This is a genomic window from Pseudomonas sp. B3(2017), assembly GCF_002113595.1.
GTDB classification, from domain to species: Bacteria; Pseudomonadota; Gammaproteobacteria; order Pseudomonadales; family Pseudomonadaceae; genus Aquipseudomonas; species Aquipseudomonas ekonensis.
In genome coordinates this window covers 248,199-273,691 of the sequence record NZ_NEIU01000001.1, presented here as the reverse complement: position 1 = coordinate 273,691, position 25,493 = coordinate 248,199, and the positions used below count along the sequence as shown (strand labels likewise).

General features: G+C 65.7%; 20 protein-coding genes and 1 pseudogene. 10 read left to right on the top strand and 11 right to left on the bottom strand.

From position 1 onward, the window contains the following. Nucleotides 1-143: 143 nt before the first annotated feature. Nucleotides 144-1,004, top strand: coding sequence for a MurR/RpiR family transcriptional regulator (locus tag CAG33_RS01100; RefSeq protein ID WP_170929938.1), 861 nt, complete (start codon nt 144-146; stop codon nt 1,002-1,004). A gap of 234 nt (nt 1,005-1,238) precedes the next feature. On the opposite strand, the gene CAG33_RS01095 is transcribed toward CAG33_RS01100, so the two are convergent. The 11 genes from CAG33_RS01095 to edd all read right to left on the bottom strand — a co-directional run bounded on the left by CAG33_RS01095 (nt 1,239) and on the right by edd (nt 14,722). Continuing rightward, nucleotides 1,239-2,093, bottom strand: coding sequence for a D-hexose-6-phosphate mutarotase (locus tag CAG33_RS01095; protein WP_085629563.1), 855 nt, complete (start codon nt 2,091-2,093; stop codon nt 1,239-1,241). A gap of 114 nt (nt 2,094-2,207) precedes the next feature. Further along, nucleotides 2,208-3,557 carry a carbohydrate porin gene (locus CAG33_RS01090; RefSeq protein ID WP_085580548.1) on the bottom strand — a complete coding sequence of 450 codons (1,350 nt, stop codon included), beginning with the start codon at nt 3,555-3,557 and terminating at the stop codon, nt 2,208-2,210. A gap of 94 nt (nt 3,558-3,651) precedes the next feature. Beyond that, nucleotides 3,652-4,812, bottom strand: a complete 1,161-nt coding sequence (locus CAG33_RS01085; protein WP_085580546.1) for an ABC transporter ATP-binding protein — start codon at nt 4,810-4,812, stop codon at nt 3,652-3,654. A gap of 2 nt (nt 4,813-4,814) precedes the next feature. Beyond that, nucleotides 4,815-5,660, bottom strand: a complete 846-nt coding sequence (locus CAG33_RS01080; protein ID WP_085580544.1) for a carbohydrate ABC transporter permease — start codon at nt 5,658-5,660, stop codon at nt 4,815-4,817. Further along, on the bottom strand, nt 5,653-6,561 hold the full coding sequence (locus CAG33_RS01075) for a carbohydrate ABC transporter permease (protein ID WP_085580542.1): 909 nt from the start codon (nt 6,559-6,561) through the stop codon (nt 5,653-5,655). The genes CAG33_RS01080 and CAG33_RS01075 overlap by 8 nt, the downstream gene beginning before the upstream one ends. A 136-nt stretch (nt 6,562-6,697) precedes the next feature. Continuing rightward, nucleotides 6,698-7,999: an ABC transporter substrate-binding protein gene (locus CAG33_RS01070; RefSeq protein WP_085580540.1), complete on the bottom strand. Its 1,302-nt coding sequence runs from the start codon at nt 7,997-7,999 to the stop codon at nt 6,698-6,700. Nucleotides 8,000-8,117: 118 nt separating this feature from the next. After that, entirely contained in the window at nt 8,118-9,377 is a 1,260-nt protein-coding gene (locus CAG33_RS01065) for an AGE family epimerase/isomerase (protein WP_085580538.1), read from the bottom strand. Nucleotides 9,378-9,591: 214 nt separating this feature from the next. Then, the gene (locus CAG33_RS01060) at nt 9,592-11,061 is read right to left on the bottom strand and encodes an ATP-binding protein (RefSeq protein ID WP_085580536.1); all 1,470 of its coding nucleotides are present in this window, start codon (nt 11,059-11,061) and stop codon (nt 9,592-9,594) included. After that, on the bottom strand, nt 11,051-11,782 hold the full coding sequence (locus CAG33_RS01055) for a response regulator (RefSeq protein ID WP_085580534.1): 732 nt from the start codon (nt 11,780-11,782) through the stop codon (nt 11,051-11,053). The genes CAG33_RS01060 and CAG33_RS01055 overlap by 11 nt, the downstream gene beginning before the upstream one ends. 166 nt (nt 11,783-11,948) lie before the next feature. Then, nucleotides 11,949-12,899: a glucokinase gene (locus CAG33_RS01050; protein WP_085580532.1), complete on the bottom strand. Its 951-nt coding sequence runs from the start codon at nt 12,897-12,899 to the stop codon at nt 11,949-11,951. Further along, complete coding sequence (edd, locus tag CAG33_RS01045; RefSeq protein WP_085629553.1) at nt 12,896-14,722, bottom strand: phosphogluconate dehydratase; 1,827 nt, start codon at nt 14,720-14,722, stop codon at nt 12,896-12,898. The genes CAG33_RS01050 and edd overlap by 4 nt, the downstream gene beginning before the upstream one ends. 220 nt (nt 14,723-14,942) lie before the next feature. Between edd and gap the strand changes: the two genes are divergently transcribed. From gap to CAG33_RS01005, 9 genes and pseudogenes are all read left to right on the top strand, one after another. After that, complete coding sequence (gene gap, locus CAG33_RS01040) at nt 14,943-15,944, top strand: type I glyceraldehyde-3-phosphate dehydrogenase (RefSeq protein WP_085580527.1); 1,002 nt, start codon at nt 14,943-14,945, stop codon at nt 15,942-15,944. A gap of 169 nt (nt 15,945-16,113) precedes the next feature. Continuing rightward, on the top strand, nt 16,114-16,632 hold the full coding sequence (locus CAG33_RS01035; protein WP_085580525.1) for an RNA polymerase sigma factor: 519 nt from the start codon (nt 16,114-16,116) through the stop codon (nt 16,630-16,632). Nucleotides 16,633-16,756: 124 nt separating this feature from the next. Continuing rightward, on the top strand, nt 16,757-17,722 hold the full coding sequence (locus CAG33_RS01030; protein ID WP_085580523.1) for a FecR domain-containing protein: 966 nt from the start codon (nt 16,757-16,759) through the stop codon (nt 17,720-17,722). A gap of 122 nt (nt 17,723-17,844) precedes the next feature. After that, on the top strand, nt 17,845-20,430 hold the full coding sequence (locus tag CAG33_RS01025) for a TonB-dependent receptor (RefSeq protein ID WP_085636625.1): 2,586 nt from the start codon (nt 17,845-17,847) through the stop codon (nt 20,428-20,430). Between the two features lie 111 nt (nt 20,431-20,541). Then, complete coding sequence (locus CAG33_RS01020; protein ID WP_085636623.1) at nt 20,542-21,138, top strand: biliverdin-producing heme oxygenase; 597 nt, start codon at nt 20,542-20,544, stop codon at nt 21,136-21,138. A gap of 160 nt (nt 21,139-21,298) precedes the next feature. Then, nucleotides 21,299-21,694, top strand: a complete 396-nt coding sequence (locus CAG33_RS01015; protein ID WP_085580517.1) for a YbaN family protein — start codon at nt 21,299-21,301, stop codon at nt 21,692-21,694. A gap of 112 nt (nt 21,695-21,806) precedes the next feature. After that, a pseudogene (locus tag CAG33_RS28930) lies at nt 21,807-23,105 on the top strand (chemotaxis protein); the annotation flags it as partial. Nucleotides 23,106-23,255: 150 nt separating this feature from the next. Then, complete coding sequence (locus CAG33_RS28925; protein WP_371856096.1) at nt 23,256-24,011, top strand: methyl-accepting chemotaxis protein; 756 nt, start codon at nt 23,256-23,258, stop codon at nt 24,009-24,011. 110 nt (nt 24,012-24,121) lie between these two features. Continuing rightward, nucleotides 24,122-25,471, top strand: a complete 1,350-nt coding sequence (locus CAG33_RS01005) for a CoA transferase (RefSeq protein WP_085636620.1) — start codon at nt 24,122-24,124, stop codon at nt 25,469-25,471. Nucleotides 25,472-25,493: the final 22 nt, after the last annotated feature.

Here is a 25,493-nt window from a genome sequence, read left to right as displayed (position 1 = left end):
ATTTTCGCAAAATGCAGATTCCGAGTGGTGGTCGATCGGAGCCGACAGTAGGATAGGCCACCGTCACGGGCCGCATCAAAGGCCCAATTTGCATAGCCGCGCGCCTACCCGCGCCGGTGAATTAGGAACCCCATATGGACCGCGTGCGAAATTTACTGGAACAGATCCAGAGTCGCCTTGAAGAGCTGAACAAGGCCGAACGCAAAGTCGCCGAAGTGATCCTGCTCAACCCACAGCAGGCCACCCGCTTCAGCATCGCCGCCCTCGCCCAGGCGGCCTCGGTCAGTGAGCCGACCGTCAACCGCTTCTGCCGTTCGTTCGGCGTCAGCGGCTACCCCGAACTCAAGCTGCAACTGGCCCAGAGCCTGGCCAGCGGCGCCGCTTACGTCAGCCGCGCAGTGGAGGCCGACGACAACCCCGAGGCCTACACGCAAAAGATTTTCGGCAGCGCCATCGCCTCGCTGGACAGCGCCTGCCAGGCCCTGGACCCGAACCTCATCAGCCGCGCCGTCGACATGCTGATCCAGGCCCGGCAGATCCACTTCTTCGGCCTCGGCGCCTCGGCCCCCGTGGCCCTGGATGCGCAGCACAAGTTCTTCCGCTTCAACCTTGCGGTCTCCGCCCATGCCGACGTGCTGATGCAGCGCATGATCGCGTCGGTGGCGCACACCGGCGAGCTGTTCGTGATCATTTCCTACACCGGACGCACCCGCGAACTGGTGGAAGTGGCGCGCATCGCCCGGGAGAACGGCGCCTCGGTGCTCGGCCTGACCGCCGAGAACTCGCCGCTGGCCAAGGCCAGCACCCTGAGCCTGAACATTCCGCTGCCGGAAGACACCGACATCTACATGCCGATGACCTCGCGGATCATTCAGCTCACCGTGCTGGATGTGCTGGCGACCGGCATGACGCTGCGCCGCGGGGTGGATTTCCAGCCGCACCTGCGCAAGATCAAGGAGAGCCTGAACGCGAGCCGCTATCCGGTGGGCGACGAGTTCGACTGATCCGCAACTTCCGTGACCGTCCCGCTCCCACAGGGAGCCGTGTCGCCAATCAAACTGTGGGAACCAGCCTGCTGGCGATGGCGGAGTGTCAGCACCCTAGATGTCGGCAGTTGCGGCGTCATCGCTTGCAGGCAAGCTCCTACAGGATTCGGTGAGATACCGCAGGCACCCACGATCCCCTGTGGGAGCCAGCCTGCTGGCGATGGCGCCAGCAAAGGCAGCGCAAAACCCGGCTCAGGCCGCCGCCCAGGCCTGCAGGCTCAGGTGCGCCTTCTCCCCCGGCGCCAGGTGCAGGCTGTCGGTGCCCCCCGCCGCCGCTTCCACGCAGACGAATTCCGTCACCTCGTCCCAGCTCACCCCCAGCAACGGCCGTGAACCGGGGTGCCACACCACGGTGTCGGCGCTCTCGCCGGTGTCGATGCACAGCTCGCGCTGCCAGGCGCGGTCCTTGAGCTGCAGTTCGCCGTCGTGCTGGAACACCCGCTGGCAGCCACCATCGACCCGCAGCTCGCCTTCCTGCTGGCAAGCCTCACGGCTCAACTGGTCGTAGCCCTGCGCCCCTTCCAGCCCAGACAGCGCTATCTCACTGACGTCGCCAATGCGCCAGTAAGCGTGCAACGCCTGGCTCAACTGGCACGGCATGTCGTCCTGATGCTCGGTGCTCAGGCGCAGGTCCATGCGCTCGCCCAGGTGCGCATGCAGGTCCACCTGCCAGTCGCACAGCTGCAGTCGCCAATGCAGGCGCACGCCGTCCTCGGCGCTGGCGCTGTCGAGCAGCTTCCAGTCCAGCAGCCGCGCCCAACCGTGGGACGGCCAGGCGTTCTCGCTCGGATGGCGGCCGTACCACGGCCAGCACACCGGCACCCCGCCGCGGATCGCACCGACGTGCGGCCACTTCGCCGCGCACCACAGCCACGGTTTCTGCCCGCGCGGCTGAAAGTGCAGCAACTGCGCGCCCTGACGACTGAACACCGCCTGGCACAGCGGATGGTCGATCACCAGCACGTCGCGCATCTGATAGCGCTCCCAGGCGAACACCGGCCGTTCGCGCAGGGATCTGAAGAAGCGTTGCAGCGGATGCTCATGCATGGGCCACGGTCCTGAAAATCACGTGTCACAGGGCGGCGCCGGCCCCAAAAAAAAGCGGACAGCCAGGGCCGTCCGCAAATATGCGCACATGGAGAGGAGCTTATCGCAGACGCGTCAGAACACCGACTGAATTTTCAGGCCGGCGACCAAAGCGTTGTCGACTTCATCCACACCGCCCGGATGGGTGATGTATTGCAGGTTAGGGCGCACGGTCAGCCAGTTGGTGACATGGAAGCCGTAGTTGATCTCGTAGTTGTATTCGGTTTCGCGCAGCGGCGAGAACACTGGGTTGTCGTAGTCCGAAACGCCGTTGGCGACGTTGAGCAGCTCGGCGTTCTTCTTCACGTCGTCGTTGACGTGGATGCGCGCGAAGCCGATGCCCACGTCATCCTTGGGACGCGCGTCGAACGGGCCCTTGTAGACAAACATCAGCGACTGGTAGTTGTCGATGAAGTTGGTGTCCTTGTCGTGGAAGGTGGCGTTGGCCGCGATGTTCAGGCCACGGGACGCGTCGCCGTTGTGGCTGGTGAGCTGCTGCTGGGCCACGAACCAGTAGCCGTGCTTGCTGCTGTGCACGCGGTAGGCGTCGCCGGTGGTCGCGGCGTCCAGGCCGTTGCCGTCCTCACGCACGTCGTTGGCGTCGGCGGTGCTCTTGTAGTAACCCACGCGGTATTCGCCCGGCAGGCCGTTGACCTTCGGCGACCAGACCAGCTCGACCGGCAGCACGGTGCCGGCGGTGCCGCTGCCGCTGAGCTTGAAGCCGTTGCCGTGCTCCAGCTGCGACGGGTTCTGGTTGTACGCGCCGATCTGCGCATACAGCTCATCGTTGATGTTGTACTTCACGCGGATCGCCGCCTGGCTGACCGGCCAGTTGTACCAGATGTTGGTCGCCCAGTTGCCCACCTGGGAGCCGCAGAACGCCAGGTTCTGGAAGTCGCACGGGAAGGTGTTGAAGTCTTCGCCTTCGCCGAAGTAACCGGCCTTGACGTCGAGCTTGTTGTCGAAGAACTGGTGCTGGATCCACAACTGGGTCAGACGCACCATGTGGCCGCGGCCGTAGACTTCCTGCGAGGAGCTCAGGGTGCCGGCGCGCGGGTCGCCGATGCGGTCGTTGGAGATGTTTTCGCCGTTGCGGTTGGTCAGCTGGATCTTGGCCTGGGTGTTGTCCCAGCCCCACAGTTTCTGCAGGTCCAGGGCCACGCCCAGACCGAACTGGTCGCTGTAGCGGCCGGTCTTGTCGTCGTTGTAGCCGCCGTGCAGGTTGGCGCCCATCTCGCCGACGTAGTCCATCTTGATGTCGATGCCTTGCTCGATGAGCTTGGTGCGCTCGCCGCCCCAGTCGCCGGTCATCCACTTGGAATCGGAGCTGAACGCATCGGCGGCCATCGCGTTGCCGGCCAGCACCAGTGCGGCGGCGGCCGACATCCGGCAGATCAAACGGGCATTGACGTGTTTCATTTTCATCCCTACATCCTCGTCTTTATTGTTATTAACTGTTTTTTTCCAACGCGGTTTACACCCCTGTGGGAGCGGGCTTGCCCGCGCCCACATTTGTTCTTCAGCGCCCCTTGAACTGGGCGACATTGGCCGAATGCGCTTCGGCCTTCGCAACACCCGCAGTGCCCAAGCGCTCCCCGGTCTGGGCATCGAACAGCAGCACCTTGGCCGGATCGAACTGCAGGGTCAGGGTCTCGCCCACCTGCGGCGCCACGTCCGGCGCCAGGCGGCAGCAGACCTTGGTGTCGTTGAGGTTGACGAACACCAGGGTGTCCGGACCGGTGGGCTCGGTGACCTGCACTTCGGCACGGATGGTCGGCGCACCGTTGGCGTCGCCGTTGGCCAGGGCGATCTGCTCCGGGCGCAGGCCGAGGATCACTTCGCGATCCTCAAGCCCCGCGTCCTGCACGCCCAGCGGCAGTTCGCAGCGGGCCTGGCCGCTGTCGAGCAGCGCCACCAGCCGGCCGTCCTTGCGTTGCAGGCGCAGGGGGATGAAGTTCATCGGCGGCGAACCGATGAAGCTGGCCACGAACTGGTTGGCCGGGTCGTTGTAGATTTCCTTCGGCGTACCGAACTGCTGGATGATCCCGTCCTTCATCACCGCCACCTTGTCGCCCAGGGTCATGGCCTCGATCTGGTCGTGGGTCACGTAGACCGTGGTGGTCTTGAGGCGCTGGTGCATCAGTTTCATTTCGGTGCGCATCTCGACCCGCAGCTTGGCGTCGAGGTTGGACAGCGGCTCGTCGAACAGGTAGATCTTCGGCCGCCGCGCCAGCGCCCGGCCCATCGCCACGCGCTGCTGCTGGCCGCCGGAGAGCTGGCCCGGCTTGCGGTTGAGCAGGTGCTCGATCTGCAGCAGCTTGGCGACCCGGGCGACTTCCTCGTCGATGGCCGGCTGGCTCATCTTGCGGATCTTCAGGCCGAACTCGATGTTCTCGCGCACGTTCATGGTCGGGTACAGCGCATAGGACTGGAACACCATGGCGATGTCGCGGTCCTTGGGGCTCATGCCGCTGACGTCCTGGTCGCCGATCATGATCGCGCCGCCGGTGATGGTCTCAAGGCCGGCGATGCAGTTCATCAAAGTCGACTTGCCGCAGCCCGAAGGCCCGACGAGGATCAGGAACTCGCCGTCCTTGATCGACAGTTCGATGTTCTTCAGGGTGTCCGGCAGGCCGGCGCCATAGGTCTTGTTTACATTGCGAAGTTCGAGCGTAGCCATGATTACCCCTTGACCGCGCCGGCCGTCAGCCCGCGCACGAAATACTTGCCTGCCACCACATAGACCAGCAGGGTCGGCAGCCCGGCGATCATCGCCGCTGCCATGTCAACGTTGTATTCCTTGACCCCGGTGCTGGTGTTGACCAGGTTGTTCAGCGCCACCGTGATGGGCTGCGAGTCGCCGCTGGAGAACACCACGCCGAACAGGAAGTCGTTCCAGATCTGGGTGAACTGCCAGATCAGGCAGACCATGATGATCGGGGTGGACATCGGCAGGATGATCCGCCGGAAGATCGTGAAGAACCCGGCGCCATCCAGCCGCGCCGCCTTCACCAGCGCATCGGGGATGGTCACGTAGTAGTTGCGGAAGAACAGCGTGGTGAACGCCAGGCCGTAGACCACGTGGATGAACACCAGGCCCGTGGTGGTGCTGGCCAGGCCCATCTTGCCGAGGGTGAACGAGGCCGGCAGCAGGACGGTCTGGAACGGCAGGAAGCAGCCGAACAGCAGCAGGCCGAAGAACAGTTGCGAGCCGCGAAAGCGCCACATCGACAGCACATAGCCGTTGAGCGCACCGATGGCGGTGGAGATCAGCACCGCCGGAACGGTGATCTTGATCGAGTTCCAGAAGTAGCCGTCCACCGTGCCCCAGGCCTTGACCCAGCCGATGCCGCTGACCACGGCCGGCCAGCTCAGGAGGTTGCCGGTGCTGATGTCTTCCGGGGTCTTGAAGCTGGTCAGCAGCATGACCACCAGCGGCACCAGGTACAGCACCACGGCGAGCAGAAGCACGGCGTGGATGGCGATGCGGCTCAGGCTGACGGAAGGTTTGTCGGCGAGGTTAGTCATGGCGCTTGGTCCTCAGCTCGGAATAGAGGTACGGCACGATGATCGCGAGGATCGCGCCGAGCATCAGGATGGCGCTGGCCGAGCCCATGCCCATCTGGCCGCGGCTGAAGGTGAACGAATACATGAACATCGCCGGAAGGTCCGAGGAGTAGCCCGGGCCGCCGGCGGTCATCGCCGCCACCAGGTCGAAACTCTTGATCGCGATGTGGGCCAGGATCATCACCGCGCTGAAGAACACCGGACGCAGGCTCGGCAGCACAACTTTCCAATAGATGGTCGGCATGCTCGCGCCGTCGATCTGGGCGGCGCGGATGATCGACTGGTCGACGCCGCGCAGGCCCGCCAGGAACATCGCCATGATAAAGCCCGAGGCTTGCCACACCGCCGCGATCACCAGGCAATACACCACCCGGTCAGGGTCGATCAGCCAGTCCAGACGGAAGCCTTCCCAGCCCCAGTCGCGCAGCAGCTTGTCCAGGCCCATGCCGGGGTTGAGCAGCCATTTCCACGCCGTGCCGGTGACGATCATCGAGAGCGCCATCGGGTACAGATAAATGGTGCGGATGAACCCTTCGCGGCGGATGCGCTGATCCAGGAACACCGCCAGCAGCACGCCGATCACCAGGGTGATGCCGATGAACAGGCCGCCGAACACCGCAAGGTTCTTGCTCGCCACCCACCAGCGGTCGTTGTCGAACAGGCGCGCGTACTGCGCCAGCCCCGCCCACTTGTAGGTCGGCAGGAACGTCGAGGTGGTGAACGACAGGACGAACGTCCACAGGATGTAGCCATAGAAGCCCACCAGCACGATGAACATGCTCGGCGCCAGCACCAGCTTGGGGAGCCAGCGCTGCAACGCATCGAACGGCGAGGCCTTGCTGAACACAGCGACAGAACTCATGGGGAAATCCAGTACAGGGATTGAGGATCGCAAGCTGCGGGAGCCAGCCTGCCGGCGGTCGCGGTTCGTCAGCCGACACATCGGCCGGCTGCTCCACCGCTTTCGCGAGCAGGGCTCGCCCCTGCAGGGGCGAGCGTTACTTGGCCGACTTGACGGCGGTGCCCAGCTTCTTGGCCGCGTCGGCCGGGTCGGCTTTCGGGTCGTTGATGTAGTTGGTCACCACATCGAAGAACGCGCCCTGCACCGCCAGCGTGGTGGCCATGTTGTGCGCCATGCTCGGCTGCAGGCCGCCGGTCTTGGCGTCCGCCAGGAAGTCCTTGGCGGCGGTCTGGGCGCAGGAGTCGAAACCGAACTTGCCCATGTCGGCCAGCATGTCGTTGCGCACCGGGATCGAGCCCTTGTTGATGCTGAAGACCTTCTGGAAGTTCTCGCCCAGCACGACCTTGGCGATGTCCTGCTGACCGGCCGCGGTGCCCGCGTCCTTCTGCTTGAACACGGCCAGGGAGTCGATGTTGTAGGTGAAGGCCTTGTCGGTGCCCGGGAAGGCCACGCACTCGTAGTCCTTGCCGGCGACTTTCTTGGCCGCGGTCCATTCGGACTTGGCCCAGTCGCCCATGATCTGCATGCCGGCCTTGCCGTTGATGACCTTGGCGGCTTCCAGGTTCCAGTCCTGGCCTTTGCCGTCGGCGTCCATGTAGGTCGCGACTTTCTTCAGCTCGGTCAGGGCCTTGACCATCTGCGGGCCGGTCAGGGCCGCGTCGTCGAGGTCCACCAGGGCTTTCTTGTAGCCGTCGACGCCCATGACCGAGAGCACCACCGCTTCGAACACGGTGCTGTCCTGCCATGGCTGGCCGCCGTGGGCCAGCGGGATGAAGCCGGCGGCCTTGAGCTTGTCGCCGGCGGCGTAGAATTCTTCGAGGGTGGTCGGGGCCTTTTCGATGCCGGCCTTCTTGAAGACTTCCGGGTTGATCCACAGCCAGTTGACGCGGTGGATGTTCACCGGCACGGCCACGTAGTCGCCTTCGAACTTCACGGTGTCGGAGACTTTCTTGTCGAGCAGGCTGTCCCACTTCTCGGCCTTGGCGACGTCCTTGAGCACGTCGGTGTCGAGCAGGCCGGTGGAGGCCCAGTCCTGGATGTCCGGACCCTTGATCTGGGCCACGCCCGGCGGGTTGCCGGCCACTGCGCGGCTTTTCAGCACGGTCATGGCGGTCGCGCCGCCACCGCCGGCCACGGCGCCGTCCTTCCAGGTAAAGCCGTCTTTTTCGACCTGGGCCTTGAGCACATCGACCGCTGCCTTCTCGCCGCCGGACGTCCACCAATGCACGACTTCCACCGATCCTTTGGATTCGGCGGCGGAAACACTCAGAGGGAGCGCAGCGAGCGGGAACAGGGAGGCAACAGAAATGACAGTGGCGAGGCGAGAAATCGCATTCATCTGAGAGGTACCTTTCTTGTTGTTATGCATGCAAGTCTGGAGCTTGCGCTGCACACGAGTTTAAACAGCGCGCATCCCTGCGCAGGTAACGAAGGGACGCGCGAATGTCACGACATGGTTACACAGGAACGCTCTGGGACCACTGCGCCAGGGCCGTGGCCATGCTCGGCGCCAGGGGCAGGCGGGGAATCAGCACGGCCTGCCACGCGTGGTAGAGATCCGGCTTGCCCGGCCAGATGTCGGCGCTGGGGCGGTTCAGCGGATCGAGTTCGTGGTGCCAGCTGCCGTCGCAGCGGTCGATGAACTTCAATTCACAGAATTCCCAGAACAGCCGGTACCAGGCTTCGTAGCGCTCTTCGCCGGTGCGTTTGAGCAAGGCGCTGGCGGCGGCGCTGGCTTCGGCGTGCGTCCAGTGCAGGCGATGGCGCACGACGGCCTTGTTGTCCCAATCGAGGGTGTAGACGATGCCCGGCGCACCGTCCGCCGCCCAACCGTGACGGCAGTTTTCCTCGAACAGTTTCTGCGCATCGGTGGCCAGCCAGCCGGGGGTGAGCATGCCGGCCCGTACCCGCGCCGCCTCCAGGTGCAGCATCAGCCGTGCCCATTCGAAGCCGTGGCCCGGCGTGGTGCCGTAGGGGCGGAAACCGTCGGCGGGATTGTCGCGGTTGTATTCGCGCAGCGGCTGCCAGTCGCGGTCGAAGTGCTCGATCACCAGGTAGCCGTTGGCGGCGGCGTGGCCGTGGATCACCCGTTCGACGATGCGCTGGGCGCGCACCAGCCAGCGCGGGTCTTCGGTGACGTCGGCCAGGGCGAGAAAGGCCTCGGTGGCGTGCATGTTGCTGTTGGCGCCGCGGTAGGCTTCCTCTTCGCGCCAGTCGCGGCTGAAGGATTCGCGCATCGCGCCCTCTTCGTCGCTCCAGAAGCAGGTGTCGATGATGTCGATGGCGTCGTCGAGCAGCGCTTCGGCGCCGGGGCGTCGGGCGACCACCGCCGAACTGGCGGCCAGGGCGACGAACGCGTGCAGGTAGGCGTTCTTGCCGGTGTTGCCGTCGCGGTGCTCGGCGGTGGCGAACCAGCCGCCGTGCACGGCGTCGCGCAGCGGGCCGCGCAGCGAGCGGACACCGTGATCGACCAGCTCGGCGAAGCCTGGCAGGCCCTGGATGTGGGCCATGGCGAAACTGTGGGTCATGCGGGCGGTATTCATGGTTTCGGCGTGCGCACCGGCCGGCAGGCGACCGCGCCCGTCGAGGTTGCCGAAGCCCTCCGGCAGCCACGAGGCCTTGGCGAAGTCCAGCAGGCGCAAGCCTTCGTCGGCGAGCCAGCGCTGGTGGGCAGGGGCGTTCAGCCAACTGCTGAAGCCTGGATTGAAGTGATCCATGGGTGGCCTTTTTTGTTGTTATGACTGCGGGGAGTCTAAACAACGGGCCGGGGCGGGCTTGTAACGAAGGGGACGGGGTTTGTCACCGACCGGTGACATTTGTGTCGTTTCGCAGGACGCCTTCGCGGGCAAGCCCGCTCCCACAGGGGGCTGCGTCGATCACAGGCCCAGTATGGGAGCGGGCCAGCCCACGAAAAAAGCTGACGCGGCCCGGCTAATCGGCGCTGCGCGGCAACTGCAACGTCACCCGCAGGCCGCCCTCGCGCAGGTTCTGCAGCGTGACCTCGCCGCCGTGGCTGTGGGCGATGTTGCGCGCAATGCCCAACCCGAGCCCATAACCTTGCTGCTGCCCGGCCAGGCGGAAATGCGGCTCGAACACCTGCTCCAGCCGCTGCTGCGGCACCCCCGGCCCTTCGTCGTCGACGTGCAGCACGAAGGCGCTCTCATCGTCGTCGATGTGCAGGTGCGCGTTCTGCCCGTACTTGAGGGCGTTGTCGATCAGGTTGCCGATGCAGCGCTTGAGCGCCAGCGGCTTGCCCGGGTATGTCGCCAGCGCCCGCCCGTGCTGGGTCACGCGGCCATTGCCGTTGGGCGCCAGGTACGGCTCCACCAGGCATTCCAGCACATGGTTGAGATCCACCGGCTCGATGTTTTCGTGGATGTCGGTGTCCTTGACGCATTGCAGCGCGCCCTTGACCAGCATCTCCAGCTCATCCAGGTCGCGGCCGAACTTGGCCTGCAGCGCTTCGTCCTCCAGCAGTTCGACCCGCAGGCGCAGTCGGGTGATGGGCGTGCGCAGGTCATGGGAGATCGCGCTGAACAACTGGCTGCGCTCAGTCAGGTAACGGCTGATGCGCTCGCGCATGGTGTTGAACGCCCGGCCCACCTCGACCACTTCGCTGCCGCCGCCTTCGGCCACCGGTTCCACGTCGGCCCCCAGCGACAGTTCCCGCGCCGCCCGCGCCAGGCGCTTGAGCGGGCGGCTCTGCCAATGCACCAGCAAGCCGATGAACAGCAGCAAAAAGCCGCTGGTGAAGACGATGAACCACACCTGCTGCGTCGGCAGGCCCTGCTCTTCGAGGCTGGTGTACGGCTCGGGCAACAGCGAGGCGATGTACAGCCATTCGCCCGGCGCCAATTGGATCTGGGTGACCAGCACCGGCGGGTTCACCGGCTCCAGGGTCAGCGCGTAGTGGGCCCAGGACCGCGGCAGTTCATCGAGCTTGAGTCCGGCGTTGAAGATCCGCAGGTCTTCGGGGCTGACGAAGGTCACGAGGATGTCGGTGTCGTGCCCCAACGATTGGTGCAGCACTTCGTCCACCGCCGTGATCACGGCAGCCTTGCGCGGCGTGACCGGCAGCACGTCCATGTCCAGCGGCTTGTCGTTGAGGGTCACCACGAAACGGGTGCCGCCCATGCTGCGCAACTGATCGAGCACCAGCGGCCGGTACGCCACCGGCAACGAGCGGAAGTAACTGACGCTGGCAGTCATCGAATGGGCGAGGCTGCGGGCGCTGGTGACCAGGCCTTCGAGCTGGGTCGCCCGCAGCTGCGAGACCCAGATCACGCTGGACAGGGTCTGGGCGAACAGCACCGCCAACAGCGTCAGCAGCAGCATCCGCCCGAGCAGCGAACGCGGCATCGGCACCTTGCCGGCCAGGTTGCGCAAAAACTCAGTGGCCATTGCCGGCAACCACATTGGCCGCCAGTTGATAACCGCTGCCGCGCACGGTGCGGATCAGCCTCGGCGGCTTTTCCGTGTCGCGCAGGCGCTGGCGCAGACGGCTGACGGCCATGTCGACGATGCGGTCGAGGGGCATCAGCTCGCGGCCGCGGGTGGCGTTGCCGATGGTGTCGCGGTCGAGGATTTCCTGGGGGTGGTCGAGGAACAGCTTGAGCAGCGCGAAGTCGGCGCCGGACAGGATCACTTCTTCGCCGTCGGTGTGGAACAGCCGGTGGCTGACCATGTCCAGCCGCCACTCGTCGAAGCTCAGCACCTCGCTGGCGCTGCGCTCCTGGGCGAACTGGGCCCGACGCAGCAACGCCTTGATCCGCGCCTGCAGCTCACGGGGGCTGAACGGTTTGCCGAGGTAGTCGTCGGCGCCCAGCTCCAGGCCGATCACCCGGTCGGCCTCGTCGGAACTGGCGGTGAGCATGATGATCGGCACCTGGGCCTGGCGCGGATGCTGGCGCACCCAGCGGCACAGGCTGAAGCCGTCCTCGTCGGGCAGCATCACATCCAGGATCACCAGATCGCTCGGCGCCTCGTTGAGCGCCTGGCGGAAACCGGCGCCGTCAGCCGTGGCCCGTACCTGAAACCCTGCGCGGGTCAGGTAGGTCTGCAGCAACTCGCGTATCTCCTGGTCGTCATCGACCAACAAAATCGACTTGTTGACTGAGCTCACTTCGAAGGCATCCTGATTATTGGAATTGGGACGGATTATGCCTGATGAACCTTGGAAATTTGTCACCGACTCTGATCCCATCGCTGTCCAGCCAGCGCCCACAGGGGTCTGCGTTGATCACAACACCTGTGGAAGCTGGCTCGCCAGCGATGAAGCCGACTCGGCCCTAAGCCTGTTCGAGCGCCACACCGGCGCCCGTCAGGCCCGAATACGGCGCCGTCACCAGCCACACCGGGATGCCCTTGAAGTAGTCGCTCATGCAGCCCTTGTCGGCGAAGCTCTTGGCGAAACCGCTGGCCAGGAAGAAATCGGCGAAGCGTGGCACCACACCGCCGACGATGAAGACCCCGCCCCGGGCACCGGTGGTGAGCACGTTGTTGCCGGCCACGCGGCCGAGCCAGCGGCAGAACTGCTCCAGCACCTCCAGCGCCACCGGATCCCCCGCCAGGCCGGCAGCGGTGATCGCCTCCGGCGTGTCGAGCGTGGGCTCATGCCCGTCCACCGCGCAGATCGCCCGGTAGACCCGCGGCAGACCGCCGCCGCTCAGGGCGGTCTCGGCGCTGACATGGCCGATCTCGCTGTGGATGTGCTGCCACAGTTGGGTCTCGCGCGGGCTGCTCAGCGGCAAGTCGACGTGCCCGCCCTCCCCCGGCAACGCGGCGAACCGGCCCTCGCCCAGGTCCAGCAACGTGCCGACCCCAAGCCCCGTGCCCGGGCCGATCACCACCGCCGGGCGCAGCGGCTCCGGCGTGCCTTCGCAGACCACGCGGAATTCGCCGGGCTGCAGGCGGGTCATGCCCAGGGCCATGGCCGAGAAGTCGTTGACCAGCAACAGCCGCTCGACCTGCAAGGCCTGGCAGAACGCCTGGCGGCTCAGGCGCCAGTGGTTGTTGGTGAACTTGAATTCGTCGCCGCTGACCGGACCGGCCACCGACAGGCACACCGACCCGATGGCGCCCGGCGCCAGGCCCAGCCGGCTCAGGTAGAGGCCGATGGCCTCTTCCGGGCTGGCATGGTCGGCCGTGGCCAGCACCTGCACCGATTCGAGCTGCTGATCTTTCCACAACGCAAACCGTGCGTTGGTGCCTCCGATGTCACCGACCAAAGCCAGTTTCAATTAAGCGTCTCCAGGGCAGAAGTGAAGGCGCTGGCGCCCTGCTCCGCCGAGCTGAAGGCCATGCGCATGAAGCCGAACAGCTCGCGGCCGCTGCCGATGTTGTTGCCCAACAGGCCTTTGGCGGGTTCGCGCGCTGCGAATTCGGCGGCGTCCACCTTGAGTTCCAGGGTGCCTTTGACGCCGTCGACGCGGATGATATCGCCCTCTTGCACCCGCGCCAAAGCGCCGCCCACATAAGCTTCGGGGCTGACGTGGATCGCCGCCGGGATTTTCCCCGAGGCGCCGGACATGCGCCCGTCGGTCACCAGCGCCACCTTGAAGCCGCGGTCCTGCAGCACGCCGAGGAACGGCGTCATCTTGTGCAGCTCCGGCATGCCGTTGGAGCGCGGGCCCTGGAAGCGCATCACGGCGACGAAATCCTTTTCCAGCAGGCCGGCCTTGAATGCGTCGGCCAGGTCCTGCTGATCCTGGAACACCATGGCCGGCGCTTCGACGATCTGATTCTCCAGCGCCACGGCGGAGACCTTCATCACGCCGCGACCGAGGTTGCCTTCCATCACCCGCAGACCGCCCTCCGGCGAGAACGCGCGGGCCACCGGGCGCAGGATGTTTTCGTCGAGGCTCTCGGTCGGGCCGTCGCGCCACACCAGCTCGCCGTTGTCGAGGAACGGCTCCTGGGTGTAGCGGCGCAGGCCGTGGCCAAGCACTGTGTTGACGTCTTCATGCAGCAGGCCGGCGTCGAGCAGTTCACGGATCAGGAACGCCATGCCGCCGGCGGCCTGGAAGTGGTTGATGTCGGCCTTGCCGTTCGGATAGACGTGGCTCAGGGTCGGCACGACTTCGGAGAGATCGGCCATGTCCTGCCAGGTCAGCTGGATGCCCGCCGCCATGGCAATGGCCGGCATGTGCAGGGTGTGGTTGGTGGAGCCGCCGGTGGCGTGCAACGCGACGATGGAGTTGACCAGCGCCTTCTCGTCGACGATCTCGCCGATCGGCAGGAAGTGGCCGTTCTGCTTGGTCAGGCGGGTGACCTGGTGCGCGGCTTCGCGGGTCAGCGCGTCGCGCAGCGGCGTGTTCGGGTTGACGAACGACGCGCCCGGCAGGTGCAGGCCCATGACTTCCATCAGCAACTGGTTGGTGTTGGCGGTGCCGTAGAAGGTGCAGGTGCCGGGGCTGTGGTAGGACTTCATCTCCGATTCCAGCAGCTCTTCGCGGGTGGCCTTGCCTTCGGCGTACTTCTGCCGCACGTCGGCTTTCTCCTTGTTGGAGATGCCCGAGACCATCGGCCCGCCCGGCACGAAGATCGTCGGCAGATGGCCGAAGCGCAGGGAGCCCATCATCAGGCCCGGCACGATCTTGTCGCAGATGCCGAGCATCAGCGCGCCGTCGAACATGTTGTGCGACAGCGCCACCGCCGTGGACATCGCGATCACTTCGCGGCTCGGCAGGCTCAGCTCCATGCCCGGCTCGCCCTGGGTGACGCCGTCGCACATGGCCGGGGTGCCGCCGGCGAACTGGCCCACCGAGCCGATCTCGCGCAGGGCGTTCTTGATCAGTTCCGGGTAGACCTCGTACGGCTGGTGCGCCGAGAGCATGTCGTTGTAAGACGAAACAATGGCGATGTTCGCCGAGTTCATCATCCGCAGGCTGTGCTTGTCCTGGCTGCCGCAGCCGGCCACGCCGTGGGCGAAGTTGGCGCATTGCAGCTTGCCGCGCATCGGCCCGTCGGAGGCTGCGCCGCGAATCAATGCAAGGTAAGCCTGGCGCGTGGCGCGGCTGCGGGCGATAAGCCGTTCGGTGACCTCAAGAACGCGGGGATGCATGTGTAGAACTCCAGGCTAACGGATGTGGCGACCTGATTGTCTATGCTGATCAAAGGCCCGCGCGCTCGGGATGACGGACGGTTTTCTTGATCATTCGAACCAGTTGATTCAGGTCACTCGTTGTAGATAAAACAAAATACTGCCACCAAAAAGGCTTGTTTTCTATTTTTTTGCGAATAATCTTGTAATTCCAACAACAAAACGACGGCGGCGCTGTTCAATGACTCTTCGAATCGCAATCAATGGTTTTGGCCGCATCGGCCGTAACGTCCTGCGCGCACTGTATACCCAAGGCTATCGGCAGGACTTGCAGATCGTCGCCATCAACGACCTGGGTGACAGCGCGATAAACGCCCATCTGCTCAAGTACGACACCGTTCACGGCACGTTCGATGCCGAAGTCGCCCATGACAACGAGAGCCTGACCGTCAACGGCGACCGCATTTCCGTCAGCGCCATCCGCAATCCGGCCGACCTGCCCTGGGCCGCGGAAAAGATCGACGTGGTGTTCGAATGCACCGGCCTGTTCACCGACCGCGCCAAGGCCGCCGCGCACATCAGCGCCGGCGCCCGCAAGGTGATCATCTCGGCGCCGGCCAAAGGCGCCGACGCCACCGTCGTCTACGGCGTGAACCACGACATCCTGCGCGCCTCGCACCAGATCATCTCCAACGCCTCGTGCACCACCAACTGCCTGGCCCCGGTGGCCCAGGTGCTGCACCGCGAACTGGGGATCGAAAGCGGCCTGATGACCACCATCCATGCCTACACCAACGACCAGAACCTGACCGACGTCTATCACAGCGACCCGTACCGCGCCCGTTCGGCCACCCAGAACATGATCCCGAGCAAGACCGGCGCCGCCGAAGCGGTGGGCCTGGTGCTGCCGGAACTGGCCGGCAAGCTGACCGGCATGGCCGTGCGCGTGCCGGTGATCAACGTGTCGCTGGTGGACCTGACGGTGCAGCTCAAGCGCGAGGCGTCCGCCGACGAGGTCAACGCGCTGCTCAAGGCCGCCAGCCAGCACTCGAAGATCCTCGGCTACAACGCCCTGCCGCTGGTTTCCAGCGACTTCAACCACAATCCGCTGTCGTCGATCTTCGACGCCAACCACACCAAGGTCAGCGGCAAGCTGCTCAAGGTGCTGGCCTGGTACGACAACGAATGGGGCTTCTCCAACCGCATGCTGGACAACTGCCTGGCGCTGTGCAACGCCGAGTGACCCCGGATCGTTCTGTGGGAGCGACTGCTTTCGGCAGGCTGGCTCCCACAGGGACAGGGGGATGCCACCGCTCCCGCATGAAGTGCCTGATTTCAATCTGAAATCAGAGCTTGACCATTCGACTGGATGATAAGCATTATCATTTGATCGAAACGGATCAGGTCCTCCCGTGAGTCAGGCACAGTTCAACCACGTCTTCCTTGCCCAGCGCAGTTCGCTGCTGCGCACGCTGCAACGGATGGTCAACAACCCCAGCACCGCCGAAGACCTGCTGCAGGAGACCTACCTGCGCGTGACCCGGGCCTTGGGCGAGCGGGCCATCGATCACCTCGAACCCTTCGTCTTCCAGACCGCCCGCAACCTGGCGCTGGATCATCTGCGCGCCCGCAAGATCCACGCGCGCACCATGGTCGACGACGTCCCGCAGGAGGTGGTGCACAGCGTCGCCGCCCCCGCCAGCAGCGCCGAAGACGCCGCCCATGCAGAACAACTGCTGGAGCGCCTGAACGTGAGCCTCAGTGAACTCAGCCCCCGCCAGCAGCAGATCTTCATCCTCAGCCGCCTGCACGGCCACAGCTACCAGCAGATCGCCGACGAGCTGGACGTGTCCCTCAGCACCGTGCAGAAAGAACTCAAGCTGATCATGACCATCTGCATCGGCGTCGCCGAACGCTTGAACGGCGACTGAAGCCGTAGGAAAGGTCTGTAAGTCCGAGCAGCGACTGCGCGGATCATCGGGCTTTGTTACCCTTGCCCGACTTTTACGCTTCACTAAAAAAACAGCCGTGCAACGACACTGCCGAGGAAACACCGTGACGGACACCCACCGCCCGCCTTCGCCCGATACGGCGCAGGACGCCGCCAACGCAATGGACCAGGCCCTGGACTGGCTCATCGCGCTCGGCAGTCCGGACGAAGAGCAGACCCGGCAGTTCCACGCCTGGCTGGCGGCCGATCCGCGCAACGCCGAAGCCTTCGCAAAGGCCCAGGCCATTTGGGACGGCCCGCAAGTGGCGCAGTGCGCCCAGGCGCTGGCCGCCAAACCGCAGAAAGTCACCGTCCTCACCCGCCTGCGCCCGCACTGGAAACCGCTGGCCACCGCCGCCGTGCTGGTGCTGGGCCTGTTCAGCTTCAGCAACCTGCCGATGCGCCTGCAGGCCGACCACCTGACCGTGGTCGGCGAGCGCCAGCGCCTGCAACTGGAGGACGGTTCCAAAGTCCTGCTCAACACCAACTCGGCATTTTCCAGCACCATCAACGACCGCCAGCGGGTGGCGCGGCTGTACCAGGGCGAAGCGTTCTTCGAGATCGCCGCCAACCGCAGCCAGCCGCTGGAGATCGACGCCGGCCCCGTGAAGGCCAGCGTGCACGACACCGCGTTCGCCGTGCGCTACCTGGACGGCGTGGCCCAGGTGCGCGTGCAGCGCGGCGACGTCGACCTGCGCGCCACCGGGGACGACGCCCGGGTGCGCCTGTCGGCCGGGGAAAGCATCCGCATCGGCCCCAACGGCTTCGACCGCCCGGCCAAACAGGACGCCGCCACCGACCTTGCGTGGGTGCAGGGCCGGCTGATCTTCGAGAACTGCCCGCTCAGCCAGGTCCTGGCGGAGCTGCGCCGCTACTATCCAGGCTGGATCATCAACACCAACGAGCAGTTGGCCGACGTCGCCGTCACCGGCAACTACCGCCTCGACCAGCCGCTGGACGTGGTGCGTTCCCTGGCCCACATCACCTCCGCGCGCCTGAAGGAATTCCCGGCGCTGGTGATCCTGAACTAAATGAGAATTATTTTTACTCGATAGCCGAAGCTCGTACGTCTCGTTATAGCCAATGCAATTGATTCGCATCTCCGGACGCGGATCAGCACCTATAAAGATTCGTGCGACACGGAGCGCTATCGATGTCATCACGCCTTACCCGCCAGACCGCTTCCCCTTCCCGCGTACTGTCGCTGCTGACGGCCGCCATCCTGATGGCCGGCACCGCACCGCTGATGGCGGCCACCGAACAGCCTGCGCGCAACATGGGCGACTACTCGTTCGCCATCGCCCAGCAGCCGCTGGTGTCGGCGCTCAATGCGTTCACCGCCGTCACCGGTTGGCAGGTGGGCCTGCCGGCGCAACTGGGGGAAGGCGTGTCGTCGCCGGGCGTGCGCGGTTCGCTGCCGCCGGAAAAAGCCCTGGAGCGCCTGTTGGCGGGAACCGGCCTGAGCTTTCGCAAGATCGGCAACAACAACGTCGTGCTGGAGAAACGCAGCACCGCCGGCGCGCTCAACCTGGATCAGGTGACCATCAGCGCCACCCGCCAGGAACAGTCGGTGAACAGCGTGCCCGCCACCGTCACCGTGCACACCCGTGAAGAGCTCGACCGCAGCAACGTCAACACCATCAAGGACCTGGTGCGCTACGAGCCCGGCGTCTCCGTGGGCGGCGCCGGCCAGCGCGGCGGGATCAGCGGCTACAACATCCGCGGCATCGACGGCGACCGCATCCTGACCCAGGTCGACGGCGTCGAAGTGCCGGACGGCTTCTTCAACGGCCCCTACGCCAAGACCCAACGCAACTACGTCGACCCGGAAATCGTCAAGCGCGTGGAGATCCTCCGCGGCCCGGCCTCGGTGCTGTACGGCAGCAACGCCATCGGCGGCGCCGTGAGCTACTACACCCTCGACGCGGACGACATCATCAAGCCCGGCAAGGACGTCGGCGCCCGCCTCAAGACCGGCTACAGCTCCGCCGACGAAAGCTGGCTGAAGTCCGCCACCGTCGCCGGCCGCGCCGACCGGTTCGACGGCCTGCTGCACTACAGCCAGCGCGACGGCCATGAAACCGACTCCTACGGCAGCAACAACGGCACCGGCCTCGACCGCACCGCCGCCAACCCGGAAGACGTCAAGGCGAGCAACGTGCTGGCCAAGCTCGGCTGGAACTACGCCGAGGGCTCGCGCCTGGGCCTGACCTACGAGAAATACAAGGACGACCGCGACACCGACCAGAAAAGCGCCTACGGCGGCCCCTACTTCAACGGCGCGCCGACCCTCCCCAACAGCGTGCTGCCCGGCGGCATGTACCAGTGGCGCACCGGCAACGACACCATCACCCGCGAGCGCTTCGGCCTGGAGCACAGCTTCGAGCTCAACAGCCTGCTGGCGGACAACGTGAAGTGGAGCCTCAACCATCAGACCGCCAAGACCGACCAGAGCACCGAGGAGTTCTACTACCCGATGACCCGCAAGGTGCTGCGCACCCGCGACACGGTCTACGAAGAAAAGCAGTGGGTGTTCGACGCGCAGCTGGACAAGGCTTTCAGCCTCGGCGCCACCGACCATGTCCTGACCTACGGCACCACGATCAAGCGGCAGGAAGTCACCGGCTCGCGCAGCGGCGACGGCAAGTGCCTGGCGGTCGGCCGCGGCTGCACCGCCATCGGCGCCACCAGTGCAGCCGACGTGCTGAAGAAGTCCAGCGACTTCCCGGATCCGACCATCAATACCTACAGCCTGTTCGCCCAGGACCAGATCAGCTGGAACGACTGGACCTTCCTGCCGGGCCTGCGCTACGACTACACCCAGCTCAAGCCGCACATCACCCAGGAGTTCCTCAACACCGTGGCCGCCGACGGCAAAGGCACGGTCAGCGATTCGAACAAGACCTGGCACAAAGTCTCGCCCAAGTTCGGCCTGACCTACGCCCTGACCGAGAACTATACCTGGTACGGCCAGTACGCCGAAGGCTTCCGCACCCCGACCGCCAAGGCGCTGTACGGCCGCTTCGAGAACAGCACCACCGGCTACAACGTGGCGCCGAACCCGGATCTGGAGCCGGAGAAAAGCAAGAGCTACGAGACCGGCCTGCGCGGCAACTTCGAATCCGGCTCGTTCGATGTGGCGGTCTTCTACAACAAGTACCGCGACTTCATCAACGAAGACGCAGTCACGCCCGGCTACAGCGAGCTGACCTTCCAGACCAACAACATCAAGCACGCCACCATCAAGGGCGCCGAGGTCAAGGGCCGCCTGAACCTGGACGCGTTCGGGGCGCCGCAGGGTCTGTACACCCAGGGTTCGGTCGCCTACGCCTACGGTCGCAACAACGACACCGGCGAGCCGCTCAACAGCGTCAACCCGCTGACCGGCGTGTTCGGTCTGGGCTACGACCAGGACAACTACGGCGGCCTGCTGAGTTGGACCGTGGTGAAGAAAAAGGACCGCGTCGACGACAGCCAGTTCAAGTCGCCGGACGGCGTCAGCAGCCAGTTCAAGTCGCCGGGCTTCGGCATTCTCGACCTGACCGGGTTCTACAAGGTCACCGACGACGTCACCGTCAGCGGCGGCATCTACAACCTGACCGACAAAAAGTACTGGCTGTGGGACGACGTGCGCGGCTACGACAGCGTCGGCGAAGCCGCGGTGCTGAGCCCGGCCAACCTCGACCGCCTGACCCAGCCGGGCCGCAACTTCGCGGTCAACCTGGTCTGGGACATCTGACCCGGCCCGCCTCACTGCGCGCGTGCATCGCCGCGCAGTGAGGTTTTTTTACGCTCATGCGTCTTCTTGTACGTCTCGTTATCAAGTGCCACTGCTTTTCAAGGACATCCCATGATCGCCCCGGAAAAATCCCTGCGTTCGCAACGCCTGAACCAGATCACCCACGAGCCGCACAGCAAGCTCGATGCGCTGGTCAAGGCTCACGCCCCCTTCGAGACCCGCGAAAGCTTCGCCCGCTTCGTGGTCGCCCAATACCTGTTCCAGTCGGAACTGGTGGCGCTGTACAACGATGCCGAACTGACCGCCATCGTCCCTGACCTGCCGGCCCGTTGCCGCGCCGAAGCGGCCAAGGCCGACCTCGCCGACCTCGGCACCGACGTCCCGGCCCCGGTGGCCGGTGCGGTGCACAACCCGAGCAAGGCCCGTGCCCTGGGCTGGATCTTCGTCTCCGAAGGTTCGAAGCTCGGTGCGGCCTTCCTGATCAAGCGCGCCGTCGCACTGGACCTGAGCGAAACCTTCGGTGCCCGTCACCTGGGCGAACCGGAAGGCGGCCGCGCCGAAGGCTGGAAGCGCTTCGTCAAGACCCTCGATTCGCTGCCGTTCACTGCCGAAGAGGAAGCCGAAGCCGAGCAAGGCGCCCTCGACGCCTTCAACCGCTTCACCGTGCTGCTGAAACAGGCCTACTCGACCGAAGCCGAACCGGCCTGACCGGCCGCCGTCTCCCTGTGAACGGCAACTGTGCCTTCAAGGGCGTTATCGCCAGCAGGCTGGCGATGGCGTCCGTGCAGGCGCCGCAAGGCAGTTGCCTCAACCCCAGACCGCACAAGCCTGTAAGATCCCCTTCCGCCTCACGTGCCCCACCGACTCCATGCCCCGACCCGCCTCCTCGAAACTCGCCCGCCTGCTGTTCGGCCTGCTGGCCTACGTCAGCCTCGGCATCGGCCTGATCGCCATCGTGGTGCCCGGCCTGCCGACCACCGAGTTCATCCTGCTCGCGGCCTGGGCCGCCACCCGCAGTTCCCCGCGCCTGAGCGCCTGGCTGGAGAACCATCGGCTGTTCGGCCCGATCCTGCGCAACTGGCGCAACGGCAAGCTCATCGCCCGCCGGGCCAAGCTCAGCGCCACGGCCAGCATGCTGCTGTGCGCCACGCTGATGCTGGTGATGCTCGATCACGGCTGGCCGGTCTACCTCGCCATCGCTGGCATGACCCTGGGCAACCTGTGGATCTGGTCACGACCGGAACCGTTGCCGAAGATCTCCTGAATTTTCTGCCCTTTTCAGGGCATTTTCCTGCGCAAACGTTTAGCCATGACCGTTCGTCGGTCGACGCCTCATGCGGCTGTGCCCCAAGCCGATGAGCAAGGCATGGCGCTGAATGGATTTGGCGAAACGGGTGAGTCCGCCCCGTGGCCAACCTTTCATTCATTCGCGAGATCGCCCCATGTTCGACTCTCTTTCCATTCGCCTGAAAATCGTCCTGCTCTCCGGCCTGTGCCTGCTCGGCGTGGTGGCGCTGATCGTCGGCATCAACATCCACCAGACCAACCGCAACGACGAACTGGTCAGCGACTCCAGCAGCAAGATGCTCATCGCCAGCGTGCAGGACCTGCTGCAGGCCAAGGCCGCCGAACAGGCGGTGCGGGTGCAGAAGACCTTCGGCGAAAGCCTGCTGGCGGTCACCGCCCTGGCCGACCAGATCAAGGACATGCGGGTGATGGCCGCCAAACGCTCGATGGATGCCGGCGCCCTGCGCGAAGAGTTGAACCAGAGCCTCAAGACCGCCTTCGAGCGCAACGCCAAGGTGCTCGGCATCTGGCTGGCGTTCGAACCCGACGGCCTGGACGGCAAGGACAGCGAATTCAAGAACGACGCCGCCCGCCAATCCAACGAGGCCGGCCGCTTCGCCAGCTACTGGAGCCGCGCCGCCGGCACCGCGCTGAACACGATCATGGTCGAAGAGGACATGACCAAGACCACCCTCAGCCTCAGCGGCACGCCGTACAACAGCTGGTACACCTGCCCCCGCGACAACAAGCGCACCTGCCTGCTCGACCCGTACGCCGACACCGTGGGCGGCAAGGAAATGCTCATGACCACCATCTCCGTGCCGCTGCTGGTGGACGGCAAGGCCATCGGCGTGGTCGGCGTCGACATCGCCCTCGACGCCCTGCAAGCGGCGGCGGTGGATTCCCAGCGCGAACTGTTCAACAGCGCCGGGCACATGCTGATCGTCTCCGGCAGCGGCGTGCTGGCCGCCTACAGCGCCGACGCCAGCAAAGTCGGCAAAGGCATCGCCGACACCCTGGGCGCCGAAGGCAAGGACATCCTGCAACTGCTCGGCGGCGGCAGCCCGAAGATCCTCGAACAGGGCGACCTGATCCGCGCCGTGTACCCGGTCAACCCGATCGGCGACGCCCGCGCCTGGGGCGTGGTCATCGACCTGCCCAAGCAAGTGCTGCTGGCGGACTCGGTCAAATTGCAGGCGGTGCTCGACGACGCCCAGGAGGCCGGCACGATCACCGCCCTGTCGGTCGCCGTGGTGGCCGGCCTGCTCGGGCTGCTGCTGATCTGGCTCACCGCCTCGGGCGTGACCCGGCCGATCAACAGCGTCGCCGACATGCTCAAGAACATCGCCAGCGGCGAAGGCGACCTGACCCAACGCCTGAACTACGGGAAAAAAGACGAACTGGGCGAACTGGTGAACTGGTTCAACCGCTTCCTCGACAAGCTGCAGCCGACCATCGCCCAGATCAAGCAGAGCATCACCGACGCCCGCGGCACCGCCGACCAGTCGTCGGCCATCGCCCGCCAGACCAGCGAAGGCATGCAGGTGCAGTTCCGCGAGATCGACCAGGTGGCGACCGCCTCCAACGAAATGAGCGCCACCGCCCACGACGTCGCCAACAGCGCCTCGAACGCGGCCAACGCCGCCAAGGGCGCGGACCAGTCGGCCCGGGACGGCATGTCGATCATCGAACGCAGCACCCGCGACATCAGCCAACTGGCCGATGAAGTCAGCAAGGCGGTGGCCGAAGTCGAGGAACTGGCGCTCAACAGCGAACAGATCGGCTCGGTGCTGGAAGTGATCCGCAGCATCGCCGAACAGACCAACCTGCTGGCGCTCAACGCCGCCATCGAGGCCGCCCGCGCCGGCGAGAGCGGCCGCGGCTTCGCGGTGGTGGCCGACGAAGTGCGCAACCTGGCCAAGCGCACCCAGGACTCGGTGGAGGAGATCCGCGTGGTCATCGAACGCATCCAGTCCGGCACCCGCGGCGTGGTCGCGACCATGCACTCCAGCCAGAGCCAGGCCCAGAGCAACGCCGGGCAGATCCGCCAGGCCGTGGACGCGCTGGGCAAGATCAGCGAAGCGGTCACCGTGATCAGCGACATGAACCTGCAGATCGCCAGCGCCGCCGAACAGCAGAGCGCCGTGGCCGAAGAGGTCAACCGCAACGTCTCGGCGATCCGCACCGTCACCGAAACCCTGACCGAACAGGCCAGCGAATCGGCGGCCATCAGCAGTCAGCTCAACGCCCTGGCCAGCCAGCAGATGAAGCTGATGGATCAGTTCCGCGTCTGACCCCTGCCATGCGGTGCCCCTGCTGGCGTCATCGCCAGCAGGCTGGCTCCCACAGGGTTCCCGGGTGCGCCTTTTGCACTATGCTGCGCTCTCCTTCCGGAGGGCCTTCGATGACCGATCTGCTCGCATCCATCCAAGCCGCGCTCGGCCTGCCCCGCACGCCGATCCCCTTCACCGCCGTCGGCGCCCTGCCCTCGGCCTTCGCCGTCACCGACCTGGCCTGCGCCAGCATCGCCGCCGCAGGCCAAGCGGTCAGCGAACTGTTGCTCCGGCAGACCGGCCACCGGCCCGCCGTCGAAGTCGACCGCCGCCTCGCCTCGTTCTGGTTCGCCGCCTCGCTGCGCCCGGACGGCTGGAACGTGCCGCCGTTGTGGGATCCGGTGGCCGGCGACTACGCGACGCAGGACGGCTGGATCCGCCTGCACACCAACGCCCCGCACCACCGCGCCGCCGCCGAACGCGTGCTCGGAGCCTGCGCCGACCGCGCCGCCATGACTGCGAAGGTCGCGCAGTGGACCGCCGCGGAGCTGGAGCACGCGGTGGTCGAGGCCAACGGCTGCGCGGCGCAGATGCGCAGTTGGGCCCAGTGGCAGCAGCACCCGCAGGGCCTGGCGGTGAATGCCGAGCCGCTGGTGCATGTCTTCGACGGTCAAACGCAAAGCCCCTGCGCCTGGACAGGCTCGGCGGCGCAACCGCTGGCCGGGCTCAAGGTGCTGGATCTGACCCGGGTGCTGGCGGGGCCGACCGCCACCCGTTTTCTAGCCGGCCTGGGCGCCCAGGTGCTGCGCATCGATCCGCCGACCTGGAACGAGCCCGGTGTGGTGCCGGAACTCACCCTCGGCAAACGCTGCGCGCGACTGGATCTTCACGCTCCGGCGGATCGCGCGGTGTTTGAGACGCTGCTCAAGAACGCCGACATCCTAGTGCACGGCTACCGGGCCGATGCCCTGGAAAACCTCGGTTTCGGCGCCGAATCCCGGCGCAAGTGGGCGCCGGGGCTGATCGACGTCAGCCTCAACGCCTACGGCTGGAGCGGCCCGTGGCGCAACCGTCGGGGCTTCGACAGCCTGGTGCAGATGAGCAGCGGCATCGCCGAGGCCGGGCAGCGCTGGCGGCGCAGCGACACGCCGACGCCGCTGCCGGTGCAGGCGCTGGATCACGCCACCGGGTATCTGATGGCGGCCAGCGTGATCCGCCTGCTGACCGAGCGCCTGCACAGCGGCAAGGCCGGCTCGGCACGGTTGTCTTTGGCGCGCACGGCGAAGCTGTTGATCGAGCAGGGGCCGGGGACGGATGAACCGTTGCGGGCCGAGGACGGCCAGGATCAGGACGCGCGGGTGGAGCAGACGCCGTGGGGGCCGGCCCATCGGCTGAAGGCGTCGCTGAACATCAGCGGGACGCCGTTGCGCTGGGCGTTGCCGGCCACCGAACTAGGTTCGCATTCCCCGCATTGGCTGTGACTTCGCCGGCTCGCTGCCCGGG

Excerpts from the sequence above, each read along its gene's own strand:
- CAG33_RS01095 (WP_085629563.1), bottom strand. The coding sequence starts at position 2,093 with ATGCATGAGCATCCGCTGCAACGCTTCTTCAGATCCCTGCGCGAACGG.
- CAG33_RS01090 (WP_085580548.1), bottom strand. The coding sequence starts at position 3,557 with ATGAAAATGAAACACGTCAATGCCCGTTTGATCTGCCGGATGTCGGCC.
- CAG33_RS01085 (WP_085580546.1), bottom strand. The coding sequence starts at position 4,812 with ATGGCTACGCTCGAACTTCGCAATGTAAACAAGACCTATGGCGCCGGC.
- CAG33_RS01080 (WP_085580544.1), bottom strand. The coding sequence starts at position 5,660 with ATGACTAACCTCGCCGACAAACCTTCCGTCAGCCTGAGCCGCATCGCC.
- CAG33_RS01075 (WP_085580542.1), bottom strand. The coding sequence starts at position 6,561 with ATGAGTTCTGTCGCTGTGTTCAGCAAGGCCTCGCCGTTCGATGCGTTG.
- CAG33_RS01070 (WP_085580540.1), bottom strand. The coding sequence starts at position 7,999 with ATGAATGCGATTTCTCGCCTCGCCACTGTCATTTCTGTTGCCTCCCTG.
- CAG33_RS01065 (WP_085580538.1), bottom strand. The coding sequence starts at position 9,377 with ATGGATCACTTCAATCCAGGCTTCAGCAGTTGGCTGAACGCCCCTGCC.
- CAG33_RS01060 (WP_085580536.1), bottom strand. The coding sequence starts at position 11,061 with ATGGCCACTGAGTTTTTGCGCAACCTGGCCGGCAAGGTGCCGATGCCG.
- edd (WP_085629553.1), bottom strand. The coding sequence starts at position 14,722 with ATGCATCCCCGCGTTCTTGAGGTCACCGAACGGCTTATCGCCCGCAGC.
- gap (WP_085580527.1), top strand. The coding sequence starts at position 14,943 with ATGACTCTTCGAATCGCAATCAATGGTTTTGGCCGCATCGGCCGTAAC.
- CAG33_RS01025 (WP_085636625.1), top strand. The coding sequence starts at position 17,845 with ATGTCATCACGCCTTACCCGCCAGACCGCTTCCCCTTCCCGCGTACTG.
- CAG33_RS01020 (WP_085636623.1), top strand. The coding sequence starts at position 20,542 with ATGATCGCCCCGGAAAAATCCCTGCGTTCGCAACGCCTGAACCAGATC.
- CAG33_RS01015 (WP_085580517.1), top strand. The coding sequence starts at position 21,299 with ATGCCCCGACCCGCCTCCTCGAAACTCGCCCGCCTGCTGTTCGGCCTG.
- CAG33_RS28925 (WP_371856096.1), top strand. The coding sequence starts at position 23,256 with ATGCAGGTGCAGTTCCGCGAGATCGACCAGGTGGCGACCGCCTCCAAC.
- CAG33_RS01005 (WP_085636620.1), top strand. The coding sequence starts at position 24,122 with ATGACCGATCTGCTCGCATCCATCCAAGCCGCGCTCGGCCTGCCCCGC.